Annotated in this window: 20 protein-coding genes; 8 read left to right on the top strand and 12 right to left on the bottom strand. The window is 67.6% G+C overall.

The annotated features are described in order from the left end of the window. Positions 1 to 3 precede the first annotated feature (3 nt). The 10 genes from CP958_RS14845 to CP958_RS14800 form a co-directional block, all read right to left on the bottom strand. The gene (locus CP958_RS14845) at positions 4 to 1,167 is read right to left on the bottom strand and encodes a 1-deoxy-D-xylulose-5-phosphate reductoisomerase (RefSeq protein ID WP_096702801.1); all 1,164 of its coding nucleotides are present in this window, start codon (positions 1,165 to 1,167) and stop codon (positions 4 to 6) included. A gap of 10 nt (positions 1,168 to 1,177) precedes the next feature. Then, complete coding sequence (locus CP958_RS14840) at positions 1,178 to 2,002, bottom strand: phosphatidate cytidylyltransferase (protein ID WP_242442909.1); 825 nt, start codon at positions 2,000 to 2,002, stop codon at positions 1,178 to 1,180. Continuing rightward, positions 1,974 to 2,705 (bottom strand): isoprenyl transferase, encoded by a 732-nt coding sequence (locus CP958_RS14835; protein ID WP_096702799.1) that lies wholly within the window; start codon positions 2,703 to 2,705, stop codon positions 1,974 to 1,976. Before CP958_RS14835 ends, CP958_RS14840 begins: the two co-directional genes overlap by 29 nt. Before the next feature lie 17 nt (positions 2,706 to 2,722). Beyond that, positions 2,723 to 3,295 carry a ribosome recycling factor gene (frr, locus tag CP958_RS14830; RefSeq protein ID WP_096702797.1) on the bottom strand — a complete coding sequence of 191 codons (573 nt, stop codon included), beginning with the start codon at positions 3,293 to 3,295 and terminating at the stop codon, positions 2,723 to 2,725. A 22-nt stretch (positions 3,296 to 3,317) separates the two neighbouring features. After that, on the bottom strand, positions 3,318 to 4,040 hold the full coding sequence (gene pyrH / locus CP958_RS14825) for a UMP kinase (RefSeq protein WP_008615508.1): 723 nt from the start codon (positions 4,038 to 4,040) through the stop codon (positions 3,318 to 3,320). Between the two features lie 151 nt (positions 4,041 to 4,191). Beyond that, a complete protein-coding gene (gene tsf, locus CP958_RS14820) occupies positions 4,192 to 5,118 on the bottom strand; it encodes a translation elongation factor Ts (RefSeq protein ID WP_096702795.1) in 927 nt (308 codons plus the stop codon). A 91-nt stretch (positions 5,119 to 5,209) separates the two neighbouring features. Further along, on the bottom strand, positions 5,210 to 6,010 hold the full coding sequence (rpsB, locus tag CP958_RS14815) for a 30S ribosomal protein S2 (protein ID WP_096702793.1): 801 nt from the start codon (positions 6,008 to 6,010) through the stop codon (positions 5,210 to 5,212). 168 nt (positions 6,011 to 6,178) lie between these two features. After that, on the bottom strand, positions 6,179 to 7,021 hold the full coding sequence (mepA, locus tag CP958_RS14810) for a penicillin-insensitive murein endopeptidase (RefSeq protein WP_096702791.1): 843 nt from the start codon (positions 7,019 to 7,021) through the stop codon (positions 6,179 to 6,181). Next, positions 7,021 to 8,193, bottom strand: coding sequence for an HD domain-containing phosphohydrolase (locus CP958_RS14805; protein WP_242442908.1), 1,173 nt, complete (start codon positions 8,191 to 8,193; stop codon positions 7,021 to 7,023). The genes mepA and CP958_RS14805 overlap by 1 nt, the downstream gene beginning before the upstream one ends. A gap of 135 nt (positions 8,194 to 8,328) precedes the next feature. Next, the gene (locus CP958_RS14800; RefSeq protein WP_096702789.1) at positions 8,329 to 9,963 is read right to left on the bottom strand and encodes an acyl-CoA synthetase; all 1,635 of its coding nucleotides are present in this window, start codon (positions 9,961 to 9,963) and stop codon (positions 8,329 to 8,331) included. Between the two features lie 182 nt (positions 9,964 to 10,145). On the opposite strand from CP958_RS14800, the gene CP958_RS14795 reads away from it, so the two are divergent. The 4 genes from CP958_RS14795 to CP958_RS14780 all read left to right on the top strand — a co-directional run bounded on the left by CP958_RS14795 (position 10,146) and on the right by CP958_RS14780 (position 15,246). After that, positions 10,146 to 11,381 (top strand): GGDEF domain-containing protein, encoded by a 1,236-nt coding sequence (locus tag CP958_RS14795; protein WP_170958982.1) that lies wholly within the window; start codon positions 10,146 to 10,148, stop codon positions 11,379 to 11,381. Between the two features lie 46 nt (positions 11,382 to 11,427). Beyond that, entirely contained in the window at positions 11,428 to 12,333 is a 906-nt protein-coding gene (gene mamU / locus CP958_RS14790) for a lipid kinase MamU (protein WP_096702784.1), read from the top strand. Further along, the gene (locus CP958_RS14785) at positions 12,330 to 13,127 is read left to right on the top strand and encodes a metallophosphoesterase (RefSeq protein WP_096702782.1); all 798 of its coding nucleotides are present in this window, start codon (positions 12,330 to 12,332) and stop codon (positions 13,125 to 13,127) included. The genes mamU and CP958_RS14785 overlap by 4 nt, the downstream gene beginning before the upstream one ends. Positions 13,128 to 13,260: 133 nt before the next feature. Further along, positions 13,261 to 15,246 carry a tetratricopeptide repeat protein gene (locus CP958_RS14780; protein WP_096702780.1) on the top strand — a complete coding sequence of 662 codons (1,986 nt, stop codon included), beginning with the start codon at positions 13,261 to 13,263 and terminating at the stop codon, positions 15,244 to 15,246. On the opposite strand, the gene CP958_RS14775 is transcribed toward CP958_RS14780, so the two are convergent. Further along, the gene (locus tag CP958_RS14775; protein ID WP_096702778.1) at positions 15,247 to 16,068 is read right to left on the bottom strand and encodes a class I SAM-dependent methyltransferase; all 822 of its coding nucleotides are present in this window, start codon (positions 16,066 to 16,068) and stop codon (positions 15,247 to 15,249) included. A gap of 35 nt (positions 16,069 to 16,103) precedes the next feature. Then, positions 16,104 to 16,544: a cytochrome c gene (locus tag CP958_RS14770; RefSeq protein ID WP_096703069.1), complete on the bottom strand. Its 441-nt coding sequence runs from the start codon at positions 16,542 to 16,544 to the stop codon at positions 16,104 to 16,106. Positions 16,545 to 16,661: 117 nt separating this feature from the next. Here CP958_RS14770 and CP958_RS14765 point away from each other — a divergent pair, with 117 nt between their 5' ends. The 4 genes from CP958_RS14765 to CP958_RS14750 are packed head-to-tail and all read left to right on the top strand — an operon-like array spanning position 16,662 to position 22,004. Then, positions 16,662 to 17,174, top strand: coding sequence for an ACT domain-containing protein (locus CP958_RS14765; RefSeq protein ID WP_096702776.1), 513 nt, complete (start codon positions 16,662 to 16,664; stop codon positions 17,172 to 17,174). An 11-nt stretch (positions 17,175 to 17,185) separates the two neighbouring features. Further along, on the top strand, positions 17,186 to 17,368 hold the full coding sequence (locus CP958_RS14760) for a DUF2892 domain-containing protein (protein WP_347337844.1): 183 nt from the start codon (positions 17,186 to 17,188) through the stop codon (positions 17,366 to 17,368). Beyond that, the gene (gene putA, locus CP958_RS14755) at positions 17,365 to 20,490 is read left to right on the top strand and encodes a bifunctional proline dehydrogenase/L-glutamate gamma-semialdehyde dehydrogenase PutA (RefSeq protein WP_096702773.1); all 3,126 of its coding nucleotides are present in this window, start codon (positions 17,365 to 17,367) and stop codon (positions 20,488 to 20,490) included. Before CP958_RS14760 ends, putA begins: the two co-directional genes overlap by 4 nt. Beyond that, positions 20,487 to 22,004, top strand: coding sequence for a tetratricopeptide repeat protein (locus CP958_RS14750; RefSeq protein WP_141400533.1), 1,518 nt, complete (start codon positions 20,487 to 20,489; stop codon positions 22,002 to 22,004). The genes putA and CP958_RS14750 overlap by 4 nt, the downstream gene beginning before the upstream one ends. The last annotated feature ends 45 nt before the right edge of the window (positions 22,005 to 22,049 follow it).

The following is a 22,049-nucleotide window of genomic DNA, read 5'->3' as shown; positions in this document are numbered from 1 at the left end:
GGCCTAACGGCCGCCGTCGATGAGGCCGGAGGCGAAGCGGCGCGCCTCGGCATCCTGGGCAAGGACATCGTCGATGCAGGTCAACTCACAATGCTTCACGCCGGCCATGGTGCGCTCGACGATGGAGGCGATATCAAGGAAACCGACGCGCCGGCCCAGGAAGGCGGCCACCGCCACCTCGTTGGCGGCGTTCATCACGGCGGCGGCCGACCCGCCGGCCCGCAGCGCCTCGCGCGCCAGCCGCAAGGACGGGAAGCGCACCGGATCGGGAGCCTCGAAGGTCAGGGTGGCGATGGCGGCCAGATCCAGCTTGGGTACCGGCGCCTCGATGCGGTTGGGCCAGCCCAGGGCATAGGCGATGGGCGTCCGCATGTCGGGCGAGCCCAACTGGGCCAGCACCGAGCCGTCCACATAGGCCACCAGCGAATGGATCACCGATTGGGGGTGAACGACGATATCGATCTTGTCCTCGGGCATGGCGAACAGATGGTGCGCTTCGATCAGCTCCAGCCCCTTGTTGAACATGGAGGCGGAATCCACCGAAATCTTGGCCCCCATGGACCAGTTGGGGTGAGCCACCGCCTGCTCCGGCGTCACGTCGGCCATGAATTCGCGGGTCTTGGTGCGGAACGGCCCGCCCGAGGCGGTCAGGATGATCTTGTCGATCTTGTCGTGCTGATCGGCCTCGAACACCTGGAAAATGGCCGAATGCTCGGAATCCACCGGCAGCAGGGTGGCACCGTGCCTTTCCACCTCGGCCATCATCAGCTGTCCGGCACAGACCAGACATTCCTTGTTGGCGAGACCGACCACCGCGCCACGGCGCACCGCCGCCAGGGTGGGGGCCAGACCGGCGGCGCCGACGATGGCGGCCATCACCCAGTCGGCGGGCAATTCGGCGGCGGCGACCACCGCCTGGGCACCGGCGGCGACCTCGATGCCGGTACCGGCCAGGGCGGCCTTCAGGGCACCATAGGCGCTCTCGTCGGCGACCACGGCCAGCTTGGCCTTAAGCTTCTTGGCCTGCTCGGCAAGGATGTCCACCCGCGAGTTGGCGACCAGCGCCTCGACCCGGTAGAGATCGGGACGCCTCTCGACCAGATCCACCGTGTTGCAGCCGATGGACCCCGTCGAGCCCAGAATGGTGACACCGCGCCGCCCGCTCATCGCATTTCCTTCATTGCCAGTCCAGGACCGTTCTGCCGGTCGCCAGAGAGAGTGCCGCCACCGCCAGGGCCGCTGTCAACAGGCCATCGACGCGATCAAGCACGCCGCCATGGCCTGGGATGATATTGCTTGAATCCTTGACGTTGCAACGCCGCTTGATCCACGACTCGAACAGATCGCCCACCTGGGCGACCACGGCGACCATCGCGCCGGCCGCGAAAACCACTGTTCCGGCGGCGGCTCCCACCGCCAGAGCCACCAACAGCGCCGCCAACCCCGCCGAGATCATGCCGCCGACCAGACCGGCCCAGGTCTTCTTGGGGCTGACCGCGGGCAGCAATTTCGGTCCGCCGATCAGCCGGCCGAAGGCATAGGCGCCGATATCGGTGGACCACACCACCAGCAGCAGCCACCAGATCACCGCATTGCCGGCGGCCACGTCGCCGCGCAGCCAGACCAGGGTCACGGACGGCAGGCCGGCATAGACGGCCCCGAACGCCGCCCAGCCCCGCCCGGAGCGATCGCTCCCCGCCAGCCCGGCCGAAGCCAGGGCGGCCAGCGTCACCATGGCCAATCCGATATCGGGCCGGGCCACCGCCAGAAGCGACGCCGCGGCGCAGCCCACCGAGGCGACCCGCCCCGACAGGGTGAATCCGCCGTTCAGCATGCGGTGCCATTCCCAGCACATCAGGCCGGCGGCCAGGGCGATCAGGGTGGCGAAGGCGTAGCCACCGGCCCAGGCGGCCAGCAGAGCAGGCGGAGCCATCACCAGGGCGGACAGGGCGCGGGTTTTCAGCACCGAACCGTTACCCGGCCGTTCCGAAACGGCGGTCACGGCCATGGAACTCGCGGATGGCGGCCTCCAGCTCGGTCCGCCCGAAATCGGGCCACAGGGTATCCATGAACACCAGTTCGGCATAGGCGCCCTGCCAGAGCAGGAAATTGCTGATGCGCTGCTCGCCGCTGGTGCGGATGATCAGGTCGGGATCGGGAATGCCCGCCGTGGACAGGCGGGCGTTGATGGCGTCCTCGTCCACCGCCTCCGGGGAAAGCCTTCCCTCGGCCACGTCGCGGGCCAGATGCCTGGCCGCCGCGACCAGTTCCTGCCGGCCGCCGTAGGACAGTGCCAACAGCAGGGTCAGCGCCGTATTGCCGGCGGTCTTGGCCTCGGAATCCTCGATCAGGCGGACGATGTCGGCGCCCAGGCGGCTCCGGTCGCCGATCACCTTGAGGCGGATGCCGTTCTTGTGGAGATTGTTAACCTCGTTGCGCAGATAGAGGCGCAGCAGGCCCATGAGGTCGGTGACCTCGCCGGCCGGGCGCTTCCAGTTCTCCGAGGAAAAAGCGTAAAGGGTCAGGTAGGAAACGCCCAACTCCCGTGCCGCTTCCACGGCGCGGCGCACAGCCTCGGCGCCGCGCTTGTGGCCGGCGGTGCGCGGCAAGCCGCGTGACTTCGCCCAGCGCCCATTGCCATCCATGATGATGGCCACGTGTACCGGTGGTGGCGGCTGGTCAGCGGGGGAAAGCATGGGCTCCATACCGGGTCCTCGCCTCCTCAAACCTGCATGATTTCCTTTTCCTTATGGCCCAGGGCCTCGTCGATCTTCTTGATCGTCTCGTCGGTGATGCCCTGGATTTCCTTCTCGTGCTTCTTGATCTCGTCCTCGGAGATGTGGCCGTCCTTCTCCATCTTCTTCAACGAGTCCATGCCGTCGCGGCGCACGTTGCGCACCGAGATGCGGGCCTGCTCGGCATACTTGCCGGCCACCTTCTGCAACTCCTTGCGGCGCTCCTCGTTCAGGGCCGGGATCGGCACGCGGATCATCTGGCCGTCAGCTTGAGGGTTGAGACCGAGGCCGGCGTTGGCGATGGCCTTTTCGACCGCCTTGACCTGACTCTTGTCCCACACCTGCACGGTCAGCATGCGCGGCTCGGGGACGCCGACGGTGCCGCATTGCGACAGCGGCATGGTCTGGCCATAGGCCTCGACCACCACCGGGTCCAGCAGATTGACGGAAGCGCGGCCCGAACGCAGGCCGGAGAATTCCTTCTTCAGCACCTCGACGGCACTGTCCATGCGCCGGGTGATATCCTTCCTGAGGTCGTTCCAAGTGGTCGGAGTGGACACGATCGTCTCCCCTTGAGGCTTATTAATCGTTGGCGATAATGGTGAACAGACCGCGTCCCGAGACCGTTTCGGCGAAGGCGCCGGGCCGGTGCAGGTCGAACACCACGATGGGAACCTTGTTTTCGCGGCACAGCGCGATGGCCGAGGTATCCATCACTGCCAGGTCGCGGGCCAGAACATCGTTGAAGGTCAGACGGTCGTAGCGGACCGCATCCTTGACCTTCTTGGGGTCGGCGGAATAGACGCCATCCACCTGGGTGGCCTTCAGCAGCGCGTCGCAGCCCATCTCGACGGCGCGCAGAGCGGCGGCGGTGTCGGTGGTGAAGAACGGATTGCCGGTGCCGGCGGCGAAAATCACCACCCTGCCCTTTTCCAGATGACGGATGGCGCGGCGGCGGATGAAGGCCTCGCACACGGTGGGCATGACGATGGCCGACTGGACGCGGGTCTCGACTCCGACCTTCTCCAGGGCGTTTTGTACCGACAGCGCGTTGATGACGGTGGCCAGCATGCCCATGTTGTCGGCCGCCGCCCGCTCCATGCCGGACGAGGCGCCGGACACGCCGCGGAAGATGTTGCCGCCGCCGATGACCACGCAGACCTCGACGCCGAGGTCGCGGACGGATTTCACTTCGCGGGCGATACGATCAACGGTCTCGGGGTCAAGGCCGTACTCCCGCGTTCCCATCAGGCCTTCGCCCGAAATCTTGAGGAGAACGCGGCGGAATTTGGCGTCGCTGGCCATGGAATCCTCGGGCTGAAAGTCTTGCCAATCTGGTTGGCGCGGGCGGCGGCGATCATACACCATTCCGCCTGCCTGTCTCCCCCCCTTGTGGGGAGAAAAAAGGCCGCCCGCCCCCAAAAAAGGGAGCGGGCGGCCCGAACGTGTCGTCCGATCAGCCGCCCAGCTGGGCAGCCACTTCGGCGGCGAAGTCCTTCTCTTCCTTCTCGATGCCCTCGCCGAGTGCGAAGCGGGCGAAACCGGCCAGCTTGACCGGCGCGCCGATCTCCTTGCCCAGGTTCTCGAGAACCTTGGAGATCTTGTTCTCCTGGTCGATGACGAAGATCTGCTCGGACAGGCAGACTTCCTCGTAGTACTTGCGGATACGGCCTTCCACCATCTTCTCGATGACGGCGGCGGGCTTGCCCGAAGCCTGGGCCTGCTCGGTCAGCACGCCCTTCTCGCGGTCGAGAGCGCTGGTGTCGACCACCGACGGGTCCAGGAACAGCGGATTGGCGGCCGCCACATGCATGGCGATCTGCTTGCCGACCTCGGCCAGACGCTCGGCATTGCCGGTGGACTCGAGGGCCACCAGACAGCCGATCTTGCCCAGGCCGGGAGCGATGGCGGTGTGGACGTAGGAGGCGACCACGCCGGCCGACACTTCCAGGCGCACGGCGCGGCGCAACGACATGTTCTCGCCGATGGTGGCGATCAGGTGGGTCAGCTGGTCGGCGACATTCTTGTCGGTACCGGGGCAGGCGGCGGCCTTGATGGCCTCCACGTCGCTGCCCTTGTCCAGCGCCACGGCGGCGACGGCGGCGACGAAGCCCTGGAACTGATCGTTACGGGCGACGAAATCGGTCTCGGCATTGACTTCGACGGCCACACCCTTGGTGCCGGCGGCGGCGATGCCCACCAGACCCTCGGCGGCGACGCGGCCGGCCTTCTTGGCGGCGGCGGCCAGGCCCTTCTTGCGCAGCCAGTCGATGGCGGCTTCGACGTCGCCGGCGGTCTCGCCCAGCGCCTTCTTGCAGTCCATCATGCCGGCGCCGGTCTTCTCGCGCAGTTCCTTGACCAGCGAAGCGGTAATCTCGGCCATGGGTATTCCCCTCTCGACGAATTAAATGGTTGGTTCTCAAGCGAATGGCGGCGACCGGATGTCGCCGCCATTCCTATTCTCTTAGAGCCGATCAGGCCTGCGGAGCGGCAGCTTCCTCGGCGGCCGCCTCGGCGATCACTTCCGGAATCTGCTCGACCGGAGCCTCGGCCGAGGCGCCGACGTCGCCGCCACCACGGGTGATCTCGGCCTGGATGCCGTCCAGCACGGCGCCCGACATCAGATCGCAATAGGTCTGGATGGCGCGGATGGCGTCGTCATTGCCGGGGATCGGATAGGAGATGCCGGCCGGATCGCAGTTGGAGTCGATGATCGCCACCACCGGGATGCCCAGCTTGTTGGCTTCCTGGACGGCCAGGGCTTCCTTGTTGGTGTCGATGATGAACAGGATGTCGGGCAGGCCGCCCATGTCCTTGATGCCACCCAGGGCGCGGTCCAGCTTCTCCTTCTCGCGGGACAGGACCAGCTGTTCCTTCTTGGTCAGGGCGGACAGGGCGCCCGAGGCCAGCTGCTCGTCCAGCTCGCGCAGGCGGCGGATCGAGTTGGAGATGGTCTTCCAGTTGGTCAGCATGCCGCCGAGCCAACGGTGGTTCACGAAGTACTGGCCGCAACGCTTGGCCGACTCGGCGACCACGTCGGAAGCCTGGTGCTTGGTGCCGACGAACAGCACGCGGCCGCCGGCGGCGGTCACGTCACGCACCGCCTGCATGGCGCGGTGCAGCATGGGCACGCTCTGCTGCAGGTCGATGATGTGGATGCCATTGCGGATGCCGAAGAGGTACGAAGCCATCTTCGGGTTCCAGCGGCGGGTGTTGTGGCCGAAATGCACGCCGGCTTCGACGAGCTGACGCATGGTGAACGTGGGCAGAGCCATTGGATAAGTCCTTTGCTTCTCCGGTTGAACCTCCGCGGGTGTGGCCAGGAAAACTCCCGGCACCGGAGCGAACGAGCGGCACAGACATGCCGCCGCCGCGATCCCGCGTGCGGATTGGTGGCCGGGTTCTACGCCCTTCCCACCGGAATTGCAAGGGATGTTGAGGGACTACCCCTTCCGGAACAATCCGGCGCACGCTTCGGGCAATGGGCGGGACTGGTGATGGGGCTTGGCGGTCGGAGCCGGCCAGGTGGGTCGGGTCGACCACGACTCCAGCTCGTCGCCGCAGCCGTCGCCTTCCGGCATGGGTTTCTGGCGCTCGCAATCGGGGCTGTCGGCGGGACAGGAGAGCCGCACATGGAAATGCTCGTCGTGGCCCCACCAGGGCCGCAGCTTGCGCAGCCACTCGCGGTCGCCATTGGCGGGAACTGCGCGGCACATGGCCTTCTTGATGGCCGGGTTGACGAAGATACGGTCCACCTGGGGCGCGCGGGCGGCCAGCTCCAGCAGACGGGCCTGGGCCGGGGTCCAGTGATCCTCGTCGATCTCCGTGCCGTAGACCATGGAGACCGGCTTGGGGGCTTCGATCTCGGTGCGGCTGAGCGGCTTGGCGGGCAGCCGGAACCAGATGTCCACGTCCAGGCCGTTCTGGTGGCTGCCGTGACCGACGGGCATGGGGCCGCCCCTGGGCTGGGCCATGTCACCGATCAGCAGCGGGCCGGCGATCCCCTCGCCTTTCGCCGCCTTGGCCAGTTCGCCGATGAAGCGGATGGTGGCCGGATGACCCCAGTGACGGTTGCGCGACGGGCGCAGCACCTGGAAGGAATGCTCGTCCTCGTGCAGGGATACGGCGCCTTTGAGGCAGCCGGCGGCCGGCGAGCCGATCACCGAGGCGGGGCCGGTGGCCGGATCGCCCACCTTGGACCATTCCGGACGGCTGGATTCAGCGGCTGTCGCCCCCGTCCCCAGCACCAGGGCGGACAGGGTCAGCAGGCGGAACAGGAGATGCATCAGTCGTAAACCGTCTCGTCGAAGCGAGCCTGAATATCGCCGATCATGGCGACGCTGTCGATAAGAGCGGTGACGCAGTCGGGATCGAACTTGCTCCCGGCCTGGCTGCGCAGCAGATCGAAAGCCGCCTCGTTGGTCCACGGCTCCTTGTACGGCCGGGCCGACGTCAGCGCGTCGAATACGTCGGCAACGGCGGCGATCCGCGCCTCCATGGGGATGGCGTCGCCGGCCAGCCCATAGGGATAGCCGCTGCCGTCCATGGCTTCGTGGTGATAGGCGATGACGTTGCGCAACATATGGAAGTGCGGCAGGGATTGCAGCCCCATATCGCCGACCATCAGATCGACGATCTCCACCCCCCGGGCCACATGGCCCTTCATGATGTCGAATTCCTCGGGGGTGAGGCGTGCCGGCTTGAGCAGGATATGGTCGGGCACCGAAATCTTGCCGAGATCATGCAACGGCGCGAACTGGAACAGATATTCAACGTATTCGTCGTTCATGCCGTAGCGCGGCGCCAGCTTGAGGGCGATGGCCCGGGTATAGCGGGCCATGCGGGCCAGATGGGCCCCGGTTTCCTCGTCCCGCACGGTGGACACCTGGCGGATCACCTTCACCGCCGCCTGCATCATCCGCACCGTGTCCAGTTCGCGCATGATGATCTGCGAGATCAGCTCGGCGTAGGGGCGCAGGCGATGAACCACCGGTGGCGAGAAGAAGCCCGCCTCGAATGAGTTGAGGAACAGGAAGCCGTAGAACACGCCCTTGGACTGAATGGGCACCGTGTAGCTGGAGCGGTAGCCGGCGGCCAGCAGCCGTACCGCGTGATCCTGGCCGGCGGCCGCCACCTTCGCCAGATCGTTGAGGGTGCGCCGCCCCCCCATCCGGGCCAGCAGCTTGAGTCCCGGCATTTCCGACAGCTTGGCCATGGAATGCTCCAGCGGGTTGTCGCCGTCGCTGGAGTGAATGAAGGTCTTGAGGATATCCGACGACTCGTCGTAAAGCGCGATGGCGATACGGCTCAGGCCGGCAAGGCAATTGTCGCCCTTGATCTCGTCATGAAGACAGATCAGCCGTTCGGCCAATCCGCGATGGGCCGCCGGCGTGGGCATGGCCACCCCGACGTTCTGCCTCCCCACTCTTGCCTGATCGCCGCTGATCTTGATGTTCATCACGTCGATACTATAGGCATCAGCATGACCCTGGTCAAATCACCGGAGGCCATACACCGAAAGATGACCTCGCCATTTGCTTGTGTATCGTGGCGTGCAGTCCGGAACGGCGATCCCGGACCGCACGCCGGGACATTAATCGTTGAGCTTCTTGGCCATTTCCCGCAGCACGTACTTCTGCACCTTGCCGGTGGAGGTCTTGGGCAGCGTGGTGAAGACCACGGTACGCGGGCATTTGTAATGGGCCAGCCGCTGGCGGCAGAAAGCCATGATCTCTTCCGCGGTCGCGGTGGCTCCGTCCTTGAGGCCGATGAAGGCGCAGGGGGTCTCGCCCCACTTCTCGTCGGGACGGGCCACCACGGCGGCCTCGCCCACCGACGGATGCTGGTAGAGCACGCCTTCCACCTCGATGGTCGAGATGTTCTCACCGCCGGAAATGATGATGTCCTTGGAGCGGTCCTTCAGCTCGATATAGCCGTCGGCGTGCCATACGCCCAAATCGCCGGTATGGAACCATCCGCCCGAGAACGCCTCGTCGGTGGCGGAAGGATTCTTGAGGTAGCCCTTCATCACCACGTTGCCGCGATAGAACACCTCGCCCATAGTGACGCCGTCCTGGGGCACCGGCACCAGGCTGACCGGGTCGGCGACCATCATCGCCTCCTCGTTGACGTAGCGCACGCCCTGGCGCGATTTCATCTTCGCCCGCTCGTCCAGCGGCAATTGGTCCCATTCCTCGTGCCAGGCGCACACGGTGGCCGGGCCGTAAACCTCGGTCAGGCCATAGACGTGGGTGATCTTGAAGCCCTGGGATTCCAGCCGGCCGATCACCGCGGCGGGCGGCGGGGCGGCGGCGGTCATGAACTCCACCGGATGGGGCAGCGGCCGGCGATCCTTTTCCGGCGCGTTGATCAGCATGCCCATGACGATGGGCGCGCCGCACATATGGGTGACCTTGTGCTTCTCGATGGCGGCGAACATGTGGCCGCCATCCACCCGGCGCAGGCAGACATTGGTGCCGGCCAAGGCGGCCAGGGTCCAGGGAAAGCACCAGCCGTTGCAGTGGAACATGGGCAGGGTCCACAGATAGACCGGATGCCCCGTCATCCCCCAGTTGACGACATTGCCCAGGGCATTGATGTAGGCGCCACGGTGGTGATAGACGACGCCCTTGGGATTACCGGTGGTGCCCGAAGTATAGTTGAGCGCGATGGCGTCCCACTCGTCCGAGGGCCAGACCCAGGCGTATTCGGGGTCGCCGCCGGCGATGAACGCCTCGTATTCCATCTCGCCCAGCATTTCGCCGGTGGTGACCGCCGCGTCGTCGATATCGATGACGATGGGCTTCTTGTCGAGCAGCGACAGCGCCTTCTTGATGGTCGGAGAGAACTCCCGGTCGGTGAGCAGCACCTTGGCCTCGCCATGGCCCAGCATGAAGGCGATGGCCTCGGCGTCCAGGCGGATGTTGAGCGCGCACAGCACACCACCGGTCATCGGCACGCCGAACGCCGCCTCGTAGGCGGCCGGCGTATTGGCGGCCATCACCGCCACGGTGTCCCCCGCGCCCACACCCCGCGCCGCCAGGGCGGAACCCAGCCGGCGGCTGCGCTCGTAGGTCTGCTTCCAGGTAAAGCGCAGGTCGCCGTGAATGACCGATATGCGATTGGGATACACGGAGGCGGAGCGCTCGAGAAAGCCCAGCGGCGTCAGCGGCACGTAATTGGCCGGATTCTTGTCGAGATGGGTGTTGTAGGGATTGCCTGCGGACATCTGTGTCTCCCGTTATCGTCCGGATCGGGCCTTTTCGGCATATTCTTATTCCAGGAGCATGCGGCTGGAATGAATGCTTTTCAACCGGGATCTACCGTGCTTGACCATTGTCAAAATATGTATTTTCCAATACCCTCCGCCCCGATTCGAGTACGGGGAATCACCGAGCGGGAGTTGGGGCTGTGGACGGTTCTGGACAGATGCAATCCGATCTGATCGATGCCGGTGGCGACGGGACCAAGGGCTGGCGCTCATTCGCCGCCCACCTGTTCGCCCCCATCAAGATCACCTGGGGGCAGTTCTTCGACCTGCTGGTGCCGCTGCGCCATTCCCCCCATATCCGCCGCCATGCCGCGTCGGTGATCATCTCGCGCATCCAGTTGGTGGCCGCCATCTTCGCGGTGATGGTGCCGCTGTGGTCGATCATCGACTGGTTCGTCTTCCCCTGGCCGCAATGGGCGCTGATGACCGCGCTGCGCCTGGGCTCGGGCGTGGTCTTCCTGCTGCTGGCCTGGCCGTGGGACATCACCAAGAGCCGGCTGCAGGCCGATGCCATGCTGATGGTCATGCTGCTGGTGCCGCCGGTGTTCTACCTGCTGTCCATCAAGGTGACCGAGGACCTGCAGGTCGCCGGGGTGGCGCTGCTGGTGACCAAGCTCTATGCCCTGATGCCCAATATCGTGCTGGCCGGTCTGGCGATCTTTCCGCTGACCGCCTTCGAGGTGGCCATCTTCTCGGCCCCGGCCTTCTTCTTCGCGGTGATCGGCCTGCTGATGGGCGGCCAGAGCCTGACCGTGGACATCCACGGCCCCATGTTCTGGCTGATGGTGCTGGTGATGGGCGTGGCCATGTTCTCGGGCATGAGCCAGTTGCACTACATCACCGCCCTGGTCAACCGCGCCATGATCGACCCCCTGACCGGAGCCTATACCAGACGTTCGGGCGGCGAGGCGCTGGACCTGCAGTTCCGCCTGTCGGCCATGCGCAACACCCCGCTGTCCATCGCCTTCTTCGACCTGGATAAGTTCAAGTCCATCAATGACACCTATGGTCACGAGGAAGGCGACAAGGCGCTGAAGGCCCTGGCAGACAACCTGCGCCACGGCCTGCGGCGCGGCGACGTGCTGGTGCGCTGGGGCGGCGAGGAGTTCGTCGCCATCCTGACCGATACCGCCCCCGACGGGGCGCGCATCCTGATGGAGCGCCTGCGCGCCGCCGGTTTCGGCCCCCGGCCCGACGGCACTCCCATGACCGCCTCCATCGGCGTGGCCGAACGTCTGGTCGACGGCGCCAATGACTGGCCGCGCCTGATCGAGCTGGCCGACCAGCGCATGTACGAGGCCAAGCGTGGGGGGCGCGACCGCGCCGTGCTGCCCGAGGGCCAGACCCTGGTGTTCGGCGACAAGCCGATCTTCTGAGCGCTTGTGACTTGACAGCGGCCTTCCGCCGGAGTGCTGTCGAGGCATGAGACTGGCCCTCGTCATCAACCGTTCCGCCGGAACCTTCCGGCGCCTGCCGCTGGATTCCACGGTGGCGGCCATCGTCGCCGCCCTGGCCGAGGCCGGGCATGTGATCCGCACCGAAATCGTCGGCCGGCGCGAGCTGGCCCGCACCCTGTCGGCCATGGCGGAAAGCCGCGACCTGGACGCGGTGGTGGTGGGCGGCGGCGACGGCACCATCCTTACCGCCATCCTGGCGGGATTGGGGCGCCATCTGCCGCTCGGCATCCTGCCGCTCGGCACGCTCAACCTGTTCGCCCGCGATTTGGATCTGCCCCTCGACCCGGTGGAGGCCGCCCGCGTCATGGCCGGCGCCACCGCCCGCGACATCGATCTGGCCGAGGTCAACGGCCTGCCCTTCGCCATCTGGGCCTCCATGGGCATGCATCCCTGGGTGGTCAGGCGCCGCGACCACATGCAGCGGGGCGGCATGCGCAAAGGCCGCGCCATGCTGCTGGCGGCGCTCCGGGCCTTCCGCCGCTTCCCGCTGATCGACGTAACGCTGAACCTGCCCGAGGGAAACGTCACCGTCTCTACCCCCATGCTGTTCATCACCAACAACCCCTGGCGCGAGGAGCCCCTGCCCCTGTCGCGGGAAGCCTTGGACACCGGCAAGCTGGTGATCCACGTGGCCGCCTGCTCCGGCCGGCTGTCGCTGTTATGGCTGTTCGTCGAGGCGGTGATCGGCCACTGGCGGGCCAGCCCCCGCCTGCGCACCTACACCGCCGAGCAGGTGCGGGTCACCAGCCGCAAGCGCCGCATGATGGTCTCCCTTGACGGCGAGGTGACGGTGATGAACGCCCCGCTGGTGTTCCGCGCCCGGCCCAAGGCGCTGCGGGTGCTGATGCCGACACGGGGAGAGCCGGGTTGAGAACCATCGCCCACCTCTCCGACCTGCATTTCGGCCGCACCGACGCGCGGGTGGTGACGGCCCTGCTTCATGACCTGCAGCACCAGCGCCCCGATCTGGTCATCGTCTCGGGCGACCTGACCCAACGGGCCCGGTCGCATCAGTTCGCCGAGGCCAGGACCTTCCTTTCCCACTGCCCCGCCCCGGCCCTGGTGGTGCCCGGCAACCATGATCTGGAGCCGCTCTACCGGCCGTGGAACCGCATTTTCCGGCCGCGCGCCAAGTTCCACAAGAACCTGCCCGGCCACGAGCCCTTTCCGGCATGGCAAGACGAGTCCCTGGTGGCCATCGGCCTGGACAGCACCCGCTCGCTGCGCTGGAAATCCGGGGCGTTGAAGGGCGCCCATCTCGACCATCTGGAAGCCACCCTGGACGGCGCCCCGCCCGAGGCGACCAGGCTGGTGTTCCTCCATCATCCACCGTCCACCACCTCGGGCGGCCATCCCTACGAAGTGCTGGTCGAGCACGGCATCGACGCGGTGCTGACCGGCCACGTCCATCATGCCCGCGTCGAGTTGATCAACGGCATGCACGGCCATTCCCTGGTGCTGGTCCAGGCCACCACCGCCTGCTCCACCCGGCTGCGCGAGGATGCCAACGGCTATTGCATCCTGCGTTTCGATTCCGGCCACATGGAGGTGGCTATCCGGGGGTGGACCGGCGATGTCTTCCACACCATCCGCCACCACTGGTTCGAAAAGCGGGCCGGCATCTGGCGCACGGTTCCCCGCCCGCTTCACGTCTTTCCGGCTTGATGCGGAGGTGGAGGAACGATAAGGGATGAGCATTCCGCTGGGCTATGCCCGGCGGCAAGGGCAAGGCCCGCCGCGGCCTATGCCGCGAAAGCCAAGCGAAGCGCCCGGCGGTTGAGGGCCTGGATAGAGCACCATGAATATGGATCAAGAGATGGCGAAGGCGATCAAGCTGGCCCAGGCGGGCAAGCTGAAGCCCGCCATCGCCATCCTCGACGGTCTGGTCAAGGCGGCGCCTTCGGCCATTCCGGTGCGCTACAATCTGGCGCTGTTCCTGCTGATGGCCGGGCGCCATGCCGATGCCGTGGCCCATCTCGACCGTATCCTGGCCGCCCAGCCGGGGCATGCGCCCTCGCTGTTCAGCAAGGCCAAGGGGTTGCTGGCGCTCGATCGCGCCGCCGAGGCCCTGCCCCTCCTGGAGCGTCTCGCCGCCGGCAACGATCCCGAAAGCCTGCTGGCGCTCGGCAACGCCCTGCGCTCGCTGAGCCGCATGGGCGAGGCCGCCCAGGCGTTCCGCCGCCTGACCAAGGTGGCGCCGGGTTTCGCCGGCGGCCACATCAATCTAGGCATCCTGCTGGTCTCCACGGCCGACAACGAGGCGGCGATGGCCGCCCTGGACGAAGCGGTGCGCCTGCATCCCGGCGTCGCCGAACTGCAGGCCATGCGCGGGCAGGTGCTGCTGCGTCTCGGCCGCCACGGCGACGCCATCACCGCCCTGACCACGGCGCTGACGATCAGTCCCGCCCTGGCTCCGGCCAAGGGCCACCTGTTGCGCGCCTATCGCGAGACCGCCGACTGGGCGAACGAGGAGCGGCTGTTCGCCGAAATCCGCGCCGCCATCCTGCGCGGCGAGGTCAAGGGGCAGTTGCCGCTGTCCACCCAGGACGCCCTGTTCTACCCCTTCACCGGCGAGGAGATGCGCCGCATCGCCGGGCTGGAGGCCGCTTTCCGGGTCCCCGGCCAGCCCCGGCCGGTTCTCCGCCCGCAGCCCAAGCCGTCGCCGCCCCTGGTGGTGGGCTATCTCTCGCCCGATTACCGCGAGCACGCCACCATGCATCTGGCCGGCGACATCTTCGCCCGCCACGACCGCGCCCGGGTGCGCCCCGTGGCCTATTCCGTCGGCCCCGACGACGGCTCGGGTTGGCGCGAAAGGATGGCACGGGATTGCGAGGCCTTCGTCGATCTCTCCTCCCTGGGCGACCGCGCCGCCGCCGAACGCATCGCCGCCGACGGGGTGCATATCCTGGTGGATATGTCGGTGTTCACCCGCTATGCCCGACCCGGCATCGCCGCCCTGCGGCCGGCCCCCATCCAGGCGGTGTGGCTGGGGCTGGCGGCCAGTTCGTCCGCTCCCTGGCTGGATTACGCCATTGTCGACCCGGTGCTGGTGCCGCCGGCCCATCGCGGCCATTTCTCCGAGAAGCTGATCCTGCTTCCCGACACCTACCAGGCCAATCTGGCCTGGACGCCGCCCGCCGGGCCGCCACCGGACCGCCCGGCGCTGGGTCTGCCCGAGGACCGGCTGGTCCTGTGCTCGTTCAACGGCCATCGCAAGCTGGATCGCGCCAGCTTCTCCCTGTGGCTGGAGATATTGGCCGAGCTGCCCGATGCCGTCTTGTGGCAATTGGCGCCGCCCCAGGCGGCCCGTACACGCCTGGAAGAGGCCGCGCGGCAGGCCGGCATCGATCCCGCCCGGCTGATCTGGGCACCCTCCCTGCCAAGGCCCGAGCATCTGGCCCGCCTGCCCGCCGCCGATCTGTTCGTCGACGCCCTGGTCTGCGGCGCCCACACCACCGCCGCCGATTCGCTGCGCATGGGCGTGCCGCTGGTGACCGCCGCCGGAAGCCGCCTGGGCTCGCGCGTCGCCGCCTCGCTGCTGCATGCGCTGGGATTGCCGGAACTGGCGGTGGAGGATGCCACCGCCCTCAAGACGCTGGCGGTCGGCCTGGGCCGCGACCGGGCGCGTCTGGCGGCCTTGCGTGCCCGTCTGCTGGAGTTGCTGCCCACCTCGCCGGCCTTCGACCCCACCGGTTTCGCCCGCCATCTCGAAGCAGGCTACGAGGCGGCCTGGGCATGTCACGCGGTCGGGAGAAAACCTGAAGACATCAGGTTATTCAAATAATTATCTATGCTTCTTGATGTTCAGCCAGAACGACGTGCTGGGCGCCGGGAAGGCATTGGTGCCGATGGCCCGCCACAGCGGGGCGAGGCGCGGCGACAATTGCGGGTCCTGCACCACGGCGTAATTGGGAAAGGCCGGCTCCAGCCACTTGGCCTCGCCCAGCAGCAGGGCGGCCAGCAGGTATTGCTCGTTGTACATCAGCCCTTCGGCGGCCGGCGGGTAGTCGTAGGGCAGGTAGACGTCGTGGACGTGGACGATCACCCCCGGCGGCAATTCCGGCAGCACCTCGAGAAACAGGGCGGTGACATCGGAATTCTCGAGACTGCGGTGCGACGAGTCGATGAACAGGATGTCGCCCGGCTTGAGGCGTGAAAACACCGACGGATCGACGAACTCGGCGGGAGCGCGGATCACCTCGTCGCACAGGGCGTCCACCTCGGCGCGCGGCTGGGGATCGATGGAGACGATCCTGGTCCGCAGCTTGTGGGTGGTGATGGCGTGGCGGGCGAACTTGGTGGAATTGCCCGAGCCGATCTCGATCAGCAGCCGGGGATCGTGGCGCACCAGCATGCCGGTCAGCACGATGGCATCCATGGCGCTGAACCAAGGGTTCATCCAGCGGGGACCGGGCGCCTCGTCGGGCGCTTCCAGCGGGATGGCGGCGAAATGGTCGGCCAATCCCAGCAGATGCTCGATACGGCGGGCGTATTCGGCCCGCTGGCGGCCGACGATCTCGGTCAGGCGCGGATGGGTGGGCCGGCCAAAGCCCCAGCGCGGCTGACAGGTGTAGCCGTAATTGCCGATCTTGATCTTGGCGGTCACGCCGCACCCCTTCCCCTAATGTATTGACCTGTCCCTCAGTGCTTCAACATGGCGGCGCGGCGTTCGCGAATCTCGGCCGGCCATGTGGATTCGATGTAGGACAGCACCGCCTTGATCTCGGAATCGCTCAGGGTTCCGACAAAGGAGGGCATGGCCGTCTTGTAACCCGGCGGAGCGAAACGGGCCATCCCATGCTTGATGATGGCGAACAATTGTTCCTCGGGGTGGTGCCATGTGTGGCCCGACGCGTCATGCGGCGGGGCCGGCAATTCGCCGCTGGGCTTGCGGGTCTGCCAGTCGGGCTCGCCCCGCAGGTCGTGGCCGTGGCAAGAGGAGCAATGCACGTTGTACAGGTCGTAGCCCATGGCCACCTGCCGGGCGTCCTGCGGATTGATGCCGTAGCCGCGCGGCCACCAGACCCAGGCCGCCACGCCGGTCACCGCCAACACCACCAGGGCCAGACCCCAAAAGCGCATGATCTCCTCGCATTTCACCGGGGGATTATAGCGCCATGTCTCGGGGTTAACAAATGCCGGAACCTGACGCATGATGGGCCGTTCCGGCGTTTGCTATTCCTTGAGAGCGAGGCTTTCATGTCCACCGTGCTCGTTTCCGTATTCTGCTCAGACCGCACCGGGCTGGTGGCGGCCATCACCGGGCGGCTTTTCGACCTGGGCGCCGATCTCGGCGACACCAGCTTCGCCATGCTGGGCAGCGGTGCCGAGTTCACCTCGGTCTGCGAGTTGCCGGCCTCGGTCTCGGCCGCGGAGGTCGAGGCCGACCTTTCCGGCCTGCCCCTGCTGGCCGGAGCGCGCATCTCGGTCCGCTCCTTCGAGATGGATGCCGCCCACGGCCCGGCCGGAACCATCACCCACCGGGTGGTGGTGTCGGGCGGCGACCGTCCCGGGCTGGTGGCCCGCCTGTCCGAGGTGTTCGGCGAGTTCCAGGCCAATATCGTGCGCATGGACGCCCAACGCCTGCCCGACCAGGGCATCTACGTCACCCGCTTCTCGGTGGCCATTCCGGCCCGCGCCGACGCCTGCCTGACCACCATCGCCAATACCGCCGGTGAAATGAATCTGGCCTGCGCCATCGAGGCGGTGTGATGGAAGCCAACATGGGAGGAAAGGACCGCCTGATCCGTGTGGCGGTCGGGCTGGTGATGATCGGGCTGGCCATGGTCAACCTGATCGGTCCCTGGGGCTGGATCGGCATCGTGCCGCTGGTCTCGGCCGGGCTGGGCTGGTGCCCCGTCTACATGCTGATCGGCCTGTCGACCCGTACCCCGTCGCCGTCATGATCCTCGATCAGCCCCTTCCCGCCCCCGACGCCGAGCGCCAAGCCATCCATCTGGCCGCCAGACGGGGAGAGGCCGAGCTGGTATCGGGGCTGGCCGCCGCCATTCCCCTGGAGGACGAGGCCCGCCGCCGGGTCGTCAACCATGCCGTCAGGCTGGTTGACGGAGCCCGCCGGAACCGCCGTTCCATGGGCCTCGACGGTTTTCTCAACGAGTACAAGCTGTCCACCCGCGAAGGCGTGGTGCTGATGTGCCTGGCCGAAGCGCTGCTGCGCATTCCCGACGACCACACCGCCGATCTGCTGATCAAGGACAAGATCGGCTCGGCCGATTGGGACGGGCATCGCGGCCATTCGCCGTCGCTGTTCGTCAACGCCTCCACCTGGGCGCTGATGCTGGGCGACCGGCTTTTGCACCTGGAGGAGGACGGCAAGGTCGTCCTGGGCAAGATGGCCGGACGCATGGGCGAGGCCGTGGTGCGTCAGGCGCTGCGCCGGGCCATGGGGCTGATGGGCCGCCAGTTCGTCATGGGCCGCACCATCGCCGAGGCCCTGGACCATGCCGACCCGTGGGAAGCCAAGGGCTATCGGCATTCCTTCGACATGCTGGGCGAGGCGGCCCGCAGCGACGCGACGGCGCGCGACTACGTTCGCGCCTATGCCGATGCCATCGACGCCCTGGGCCGCCATGCCAAGGGGGCCGGCCCCATCGCCGGGCCGGGCATCTCGGTCAAGCTGTCGGCGCTGCACCCCCGTTTCGAGATGGCCCAGCGCCGCCGGGTCATGGGCGAACTGGTCCCTCGCCTCCTCGATCTCTGCCACAGGGCGCGCGACGCCGGCATCGGCCTGACCGTCGACGCGGAAGAGGCCGACCGCCTGGAAATCTCCCTGGACGTCATCGAGGCGGCCTTGGCCGATGCCGGGCTGGACGGCTGGACCGGCTTCGGCATTGCGGTCCAGGCCTATCAGAAGCGGGCCCGTCCGGTGATCGCCTGGGCCGGCGCCTTGGCCGAACGCCGGAAGCGGCGGCTGATGATCCGCCTGGTCAAGGGCGCCTATTGGGACGGCGAGGTCAAGCGCGCCCAGGAACGCGGTCTGAACGGCTTTCCCGTGTTCACCACCAAGGAGGCCACCGACGTCTCCTATCTGGCCTGCGCCGCCGATCTGCTGGCGCGCCCCGACCTGTTCTACCCCCAGTTCGCCACCCACAACGCCCATACCGCCGCCGCCATCATCGAGATGACCGGCGGGCGCGGCGACTGGGAGTTCCAGCGCCTGCACGGCATGGGCGAGGCCCTTTACGCCCAGTTGGTGCCCGAGATGGCCTGCCGCACCTACGCGCCGGTGGGCTCGCACCAGGACCTGCTGCCCTATCTGGTGCGCCGCCTGCTGGAGAACGGCGCCAATTCCTCCTTCGTCAGCCGGCTGGCCGACGACGAGATTCCGGCCCATGTGGTGGCCGCCGACCCCTTGGCGGTGCTGGGACGCATCGCGCCGCAGCCGGTGGTGGACCCCGCCGCCCTGTTCGGCCCGCTGCGGCGCAATTCCGGCGGCCTCGACCTGTCGTCGCCGGCGGTTCTCGCCGAGTTGGATCTGGCCCTGGCCGCCGCCTCGGTCCCCGAGCGGGCGGTACCGATCATCGGCGGCGAGGAGAGGGGTTCCGGCGCCGCCGTTCCGGTTCTCGACCCCGCCGACCACCGCCGCGAGGTCGGCGAAGTGGTGGAAGCCGGCCCCGCCGAGGTTGGACAGGCCCTGGCCGCCGCCCGTGCCGCCTTCCCCGCCTGGGATGATCGGGGCGGCGAAGAACGGGCCGCCATCCTGGACCGGGCCGCCGACCGACTGGAGGCCGAGCGGGCCCGTTTCATGGCCCTGGCCATCCGCGAGGCGGGCAAGACCATTCCCGACGCCCTGGGCGAAGTGCGTGAAGCGGTGGATTTCCTGCGTTTCTATGCCGCCGAGGCCCGGTCACGCTTTGGCGCGCCGCTGCGCCTGCCCGGCCCGGTGGGAGAACGCAACGAACTGATGCTGGGCGGGCGCGGTGTGTTCGCCTGCATTTCGCCCTGGAACTTTCCCCTGGCCATCTTCATGGGTCAGGTGGCCGCCGCCCTGGCCGCCGGCAATACCGTGGTGGCCAAGCCGGCACCCCAGACCCCGCTGATGGCGGCGGCGGCGGTGCGGCTGCTCCATGCCGCCGGCGTGCCGCCCCAGGCGCTGCACCTGCTGCCCGGCGGTCCGGCGGTCGGCGAGACCCTGGCCGCCAGCCCTCTGGTGGACGGCATCGCCTTTACCGGCTCCACCGCCACGGCGCGGCACATCAATCGCCTGCGGGCCGCCATGGACGGTCCCCTGGTCCCGCTGATCGCCGAGACCGGCGGTCTCAACGCCATGATCGTCGATTCCTCGGCCCTGCCCGAGCAGGTGGTGGCCGATTGCCTGGAAAGCGCCTTCCGCTCGGCGGGACAGCGCTGCTCGGCGCTGCGCATCGCCTTCATCCAGCGCGAGGCCTGGACCCGTATCGAGCCGCTGCTGGCCGGAGCCATGGCCGAGCTGTCCCTGGGCGACCCCGCCTTGCTCGCCACCGACGTGGGGCCGGTGATCGACGAGGGCGCCCGCCAGCGGCTGCTGGCCCATGGCGGACGTCTGCGCCATGCCGGGCGGGCCGTCGCCCAGGCCCCCTGCCCAGCCGAGTGCCGCAACGGCACCTTCTTCGCCCCCATGGCCCACCAGTTGGAGAACCTGGACCTGCTGCAGGCCGAGGTGTTCGGCCCCATCCTGCACGTCATCCCGTGGGAGGCCGGGCACCTGGGCAAGGTTCTCGATTCCGTGGCGGCCACCGCCTATGGCCTGACGCTGGGCATCCATTCGCGCATCGACGCCACCATCGCCCAGGTGGTGGCCCGCGCCCGCATCGGCAATATCTACGTCAACCGCACCATGATCGGCGCCGTGGTGGGCTCGCAGCCCTTCGGCGGGTTGGGCCTGTCGGGCACCGGCGCCAAGGCCGGCGGCCCCAACACCCTGATCCGCTACGGGGTGGAACGCTGTCTGTCGGTCAATACCGCCGCCGCCGGTGGCGACGCGGCATTGATGGCCGGGCCGCAGCGGGATGGAGCCCCTCCACGATGAGCCGAAGGGCAGGCAAGGGGGGGCTCGATGACCGGACCGTGGCCATGGTGGACGAGGCCCATCGGTGCGACCTCGCTGGCCGGCACGCCGAAGCGGCCGCGCTGTATGGCCGCCTGATCGAGCGAATTCCGGATTCGTGGGTCCTCCACAACAACCTGGGATCGGCCCAGCGGGCCCTCGGGAACCTCTCCGAGGCCATCTCTTCCTGCCGCCGCGCCACGGCCCTGGGCGGCGAGGCCGAGGCCTATTCCAACCTGGGCCTTGCCCTGGCCGAGGCGGGACACCTGGACGAGGCGCGGGCCGCCCATCTTCATGCCCTGGGCCGGAAGCCGGACTCGGCGGGTGTTCAGTGCAATGCCGGGGCGTTCCACTGGATCGAAGGTAATCCGGAGCAAGCCGAATCATGCTTCCGCGAGGCCGTCCGTCTGGCTCCCGCCATGGCCGAAGCCCACCTGAAGCTGGGAGCCACCCTGTGTCGGGCCAATCGCCACGAAGAGGCGGTCACCGTCCTGCGCCACGCCATCGCCCTGGCCCCCGGTCTGGCCGAAGCCCACTCGTTTCTGGGCATGGCGCTGCTCGGCATGGGGGAACTGGCCGCCGGCTTCGCCGAATACGAATGGCGCCGCGCCCATACCCCCATCCCCCGCATGCCCGACCCCGCCAGGGAATGGCGCGGCGGCATGCTGGAGGGGCGAACCGTCCTCCTCTACTGCGAGCAGGGGCTGGGCGATATCCTCCAATTCTGCCGCTATGCCACGGTGGCGGCGGCGGTGGGCGGACGGGTCATCCTCCTGGCGCCCAAGGAGCTCAGGCGGCTCCTGCTTACCGTGCCGGGCGTCGCCGAGGTTGTTGACGATCCCGCCGTCCTGCCGCCCCACGATTGCCACCTGCCGCTGATCAGCATGGCCCATCTGGTGGGAACCCGGCTCGACACCATCCCGCCCCACATTCCCTATCTGCGCGCCGACCCGGCGGCGGTGGAGGCGTGGAAAGCCCGCCTGAGCCAACTGCCGGGGCTGAAGGTCGGACTGGTGTGGTCAGGGGCGCCCCGCGCCGATGACCGGGAGGCGGCGCTCATGGACCGGCGTCGCTCGCTGCCGCTGGCCCGTTTCGAGGCGCTGGGCCGTATCCCGGGAATCAGCCTGATCAGCCTGCAAAAAGGCCCCGCCGCCGCCGAGGCACACAAACCACCATCCGGCATGATTCTGACCGATTACATGGCGGAAATCGGAGATTTCGCCGAAACCGCCGCCCTGGTCGGAGCACTGGATCTGGTGGTTTCCGTCGATACCTCGGTCGCCCATCTGGCCGGGGCCTTGGGAAAGCCGGTCTGGGTGTTGTCGCGCTTCGACGCCTGCTGGCGCTGGCTGCGCAACCGTCCGGATTCGCCCTGGTACCCGTCCCTGCGGGTCTTCGGTCAGCCTGCTCCCGGCGATTGGGAGCTGGCACTCGATGATGTCACCAGCCAGCTGACGGCCTGGGCGGCTAAACAGCAAAATGCGGTAGTCAAGTAAAGAGCCGAGGTCTATATTTTGTTTTCCTGCACCAAGGTGAAATGG

Source organism: Magnetospirillum sp. 15-1 (assembly GCF_900184795.1).
Taxonomy (GTDB): Bacteria; Pseudomonadota; Alphaproteobacteria; order Rhodospirillales; family Magnetospirillaceae; genus Phaeospirillum.
This window is presented reverse-complemented; position numbering and strand designations above follow the sequence as displayed.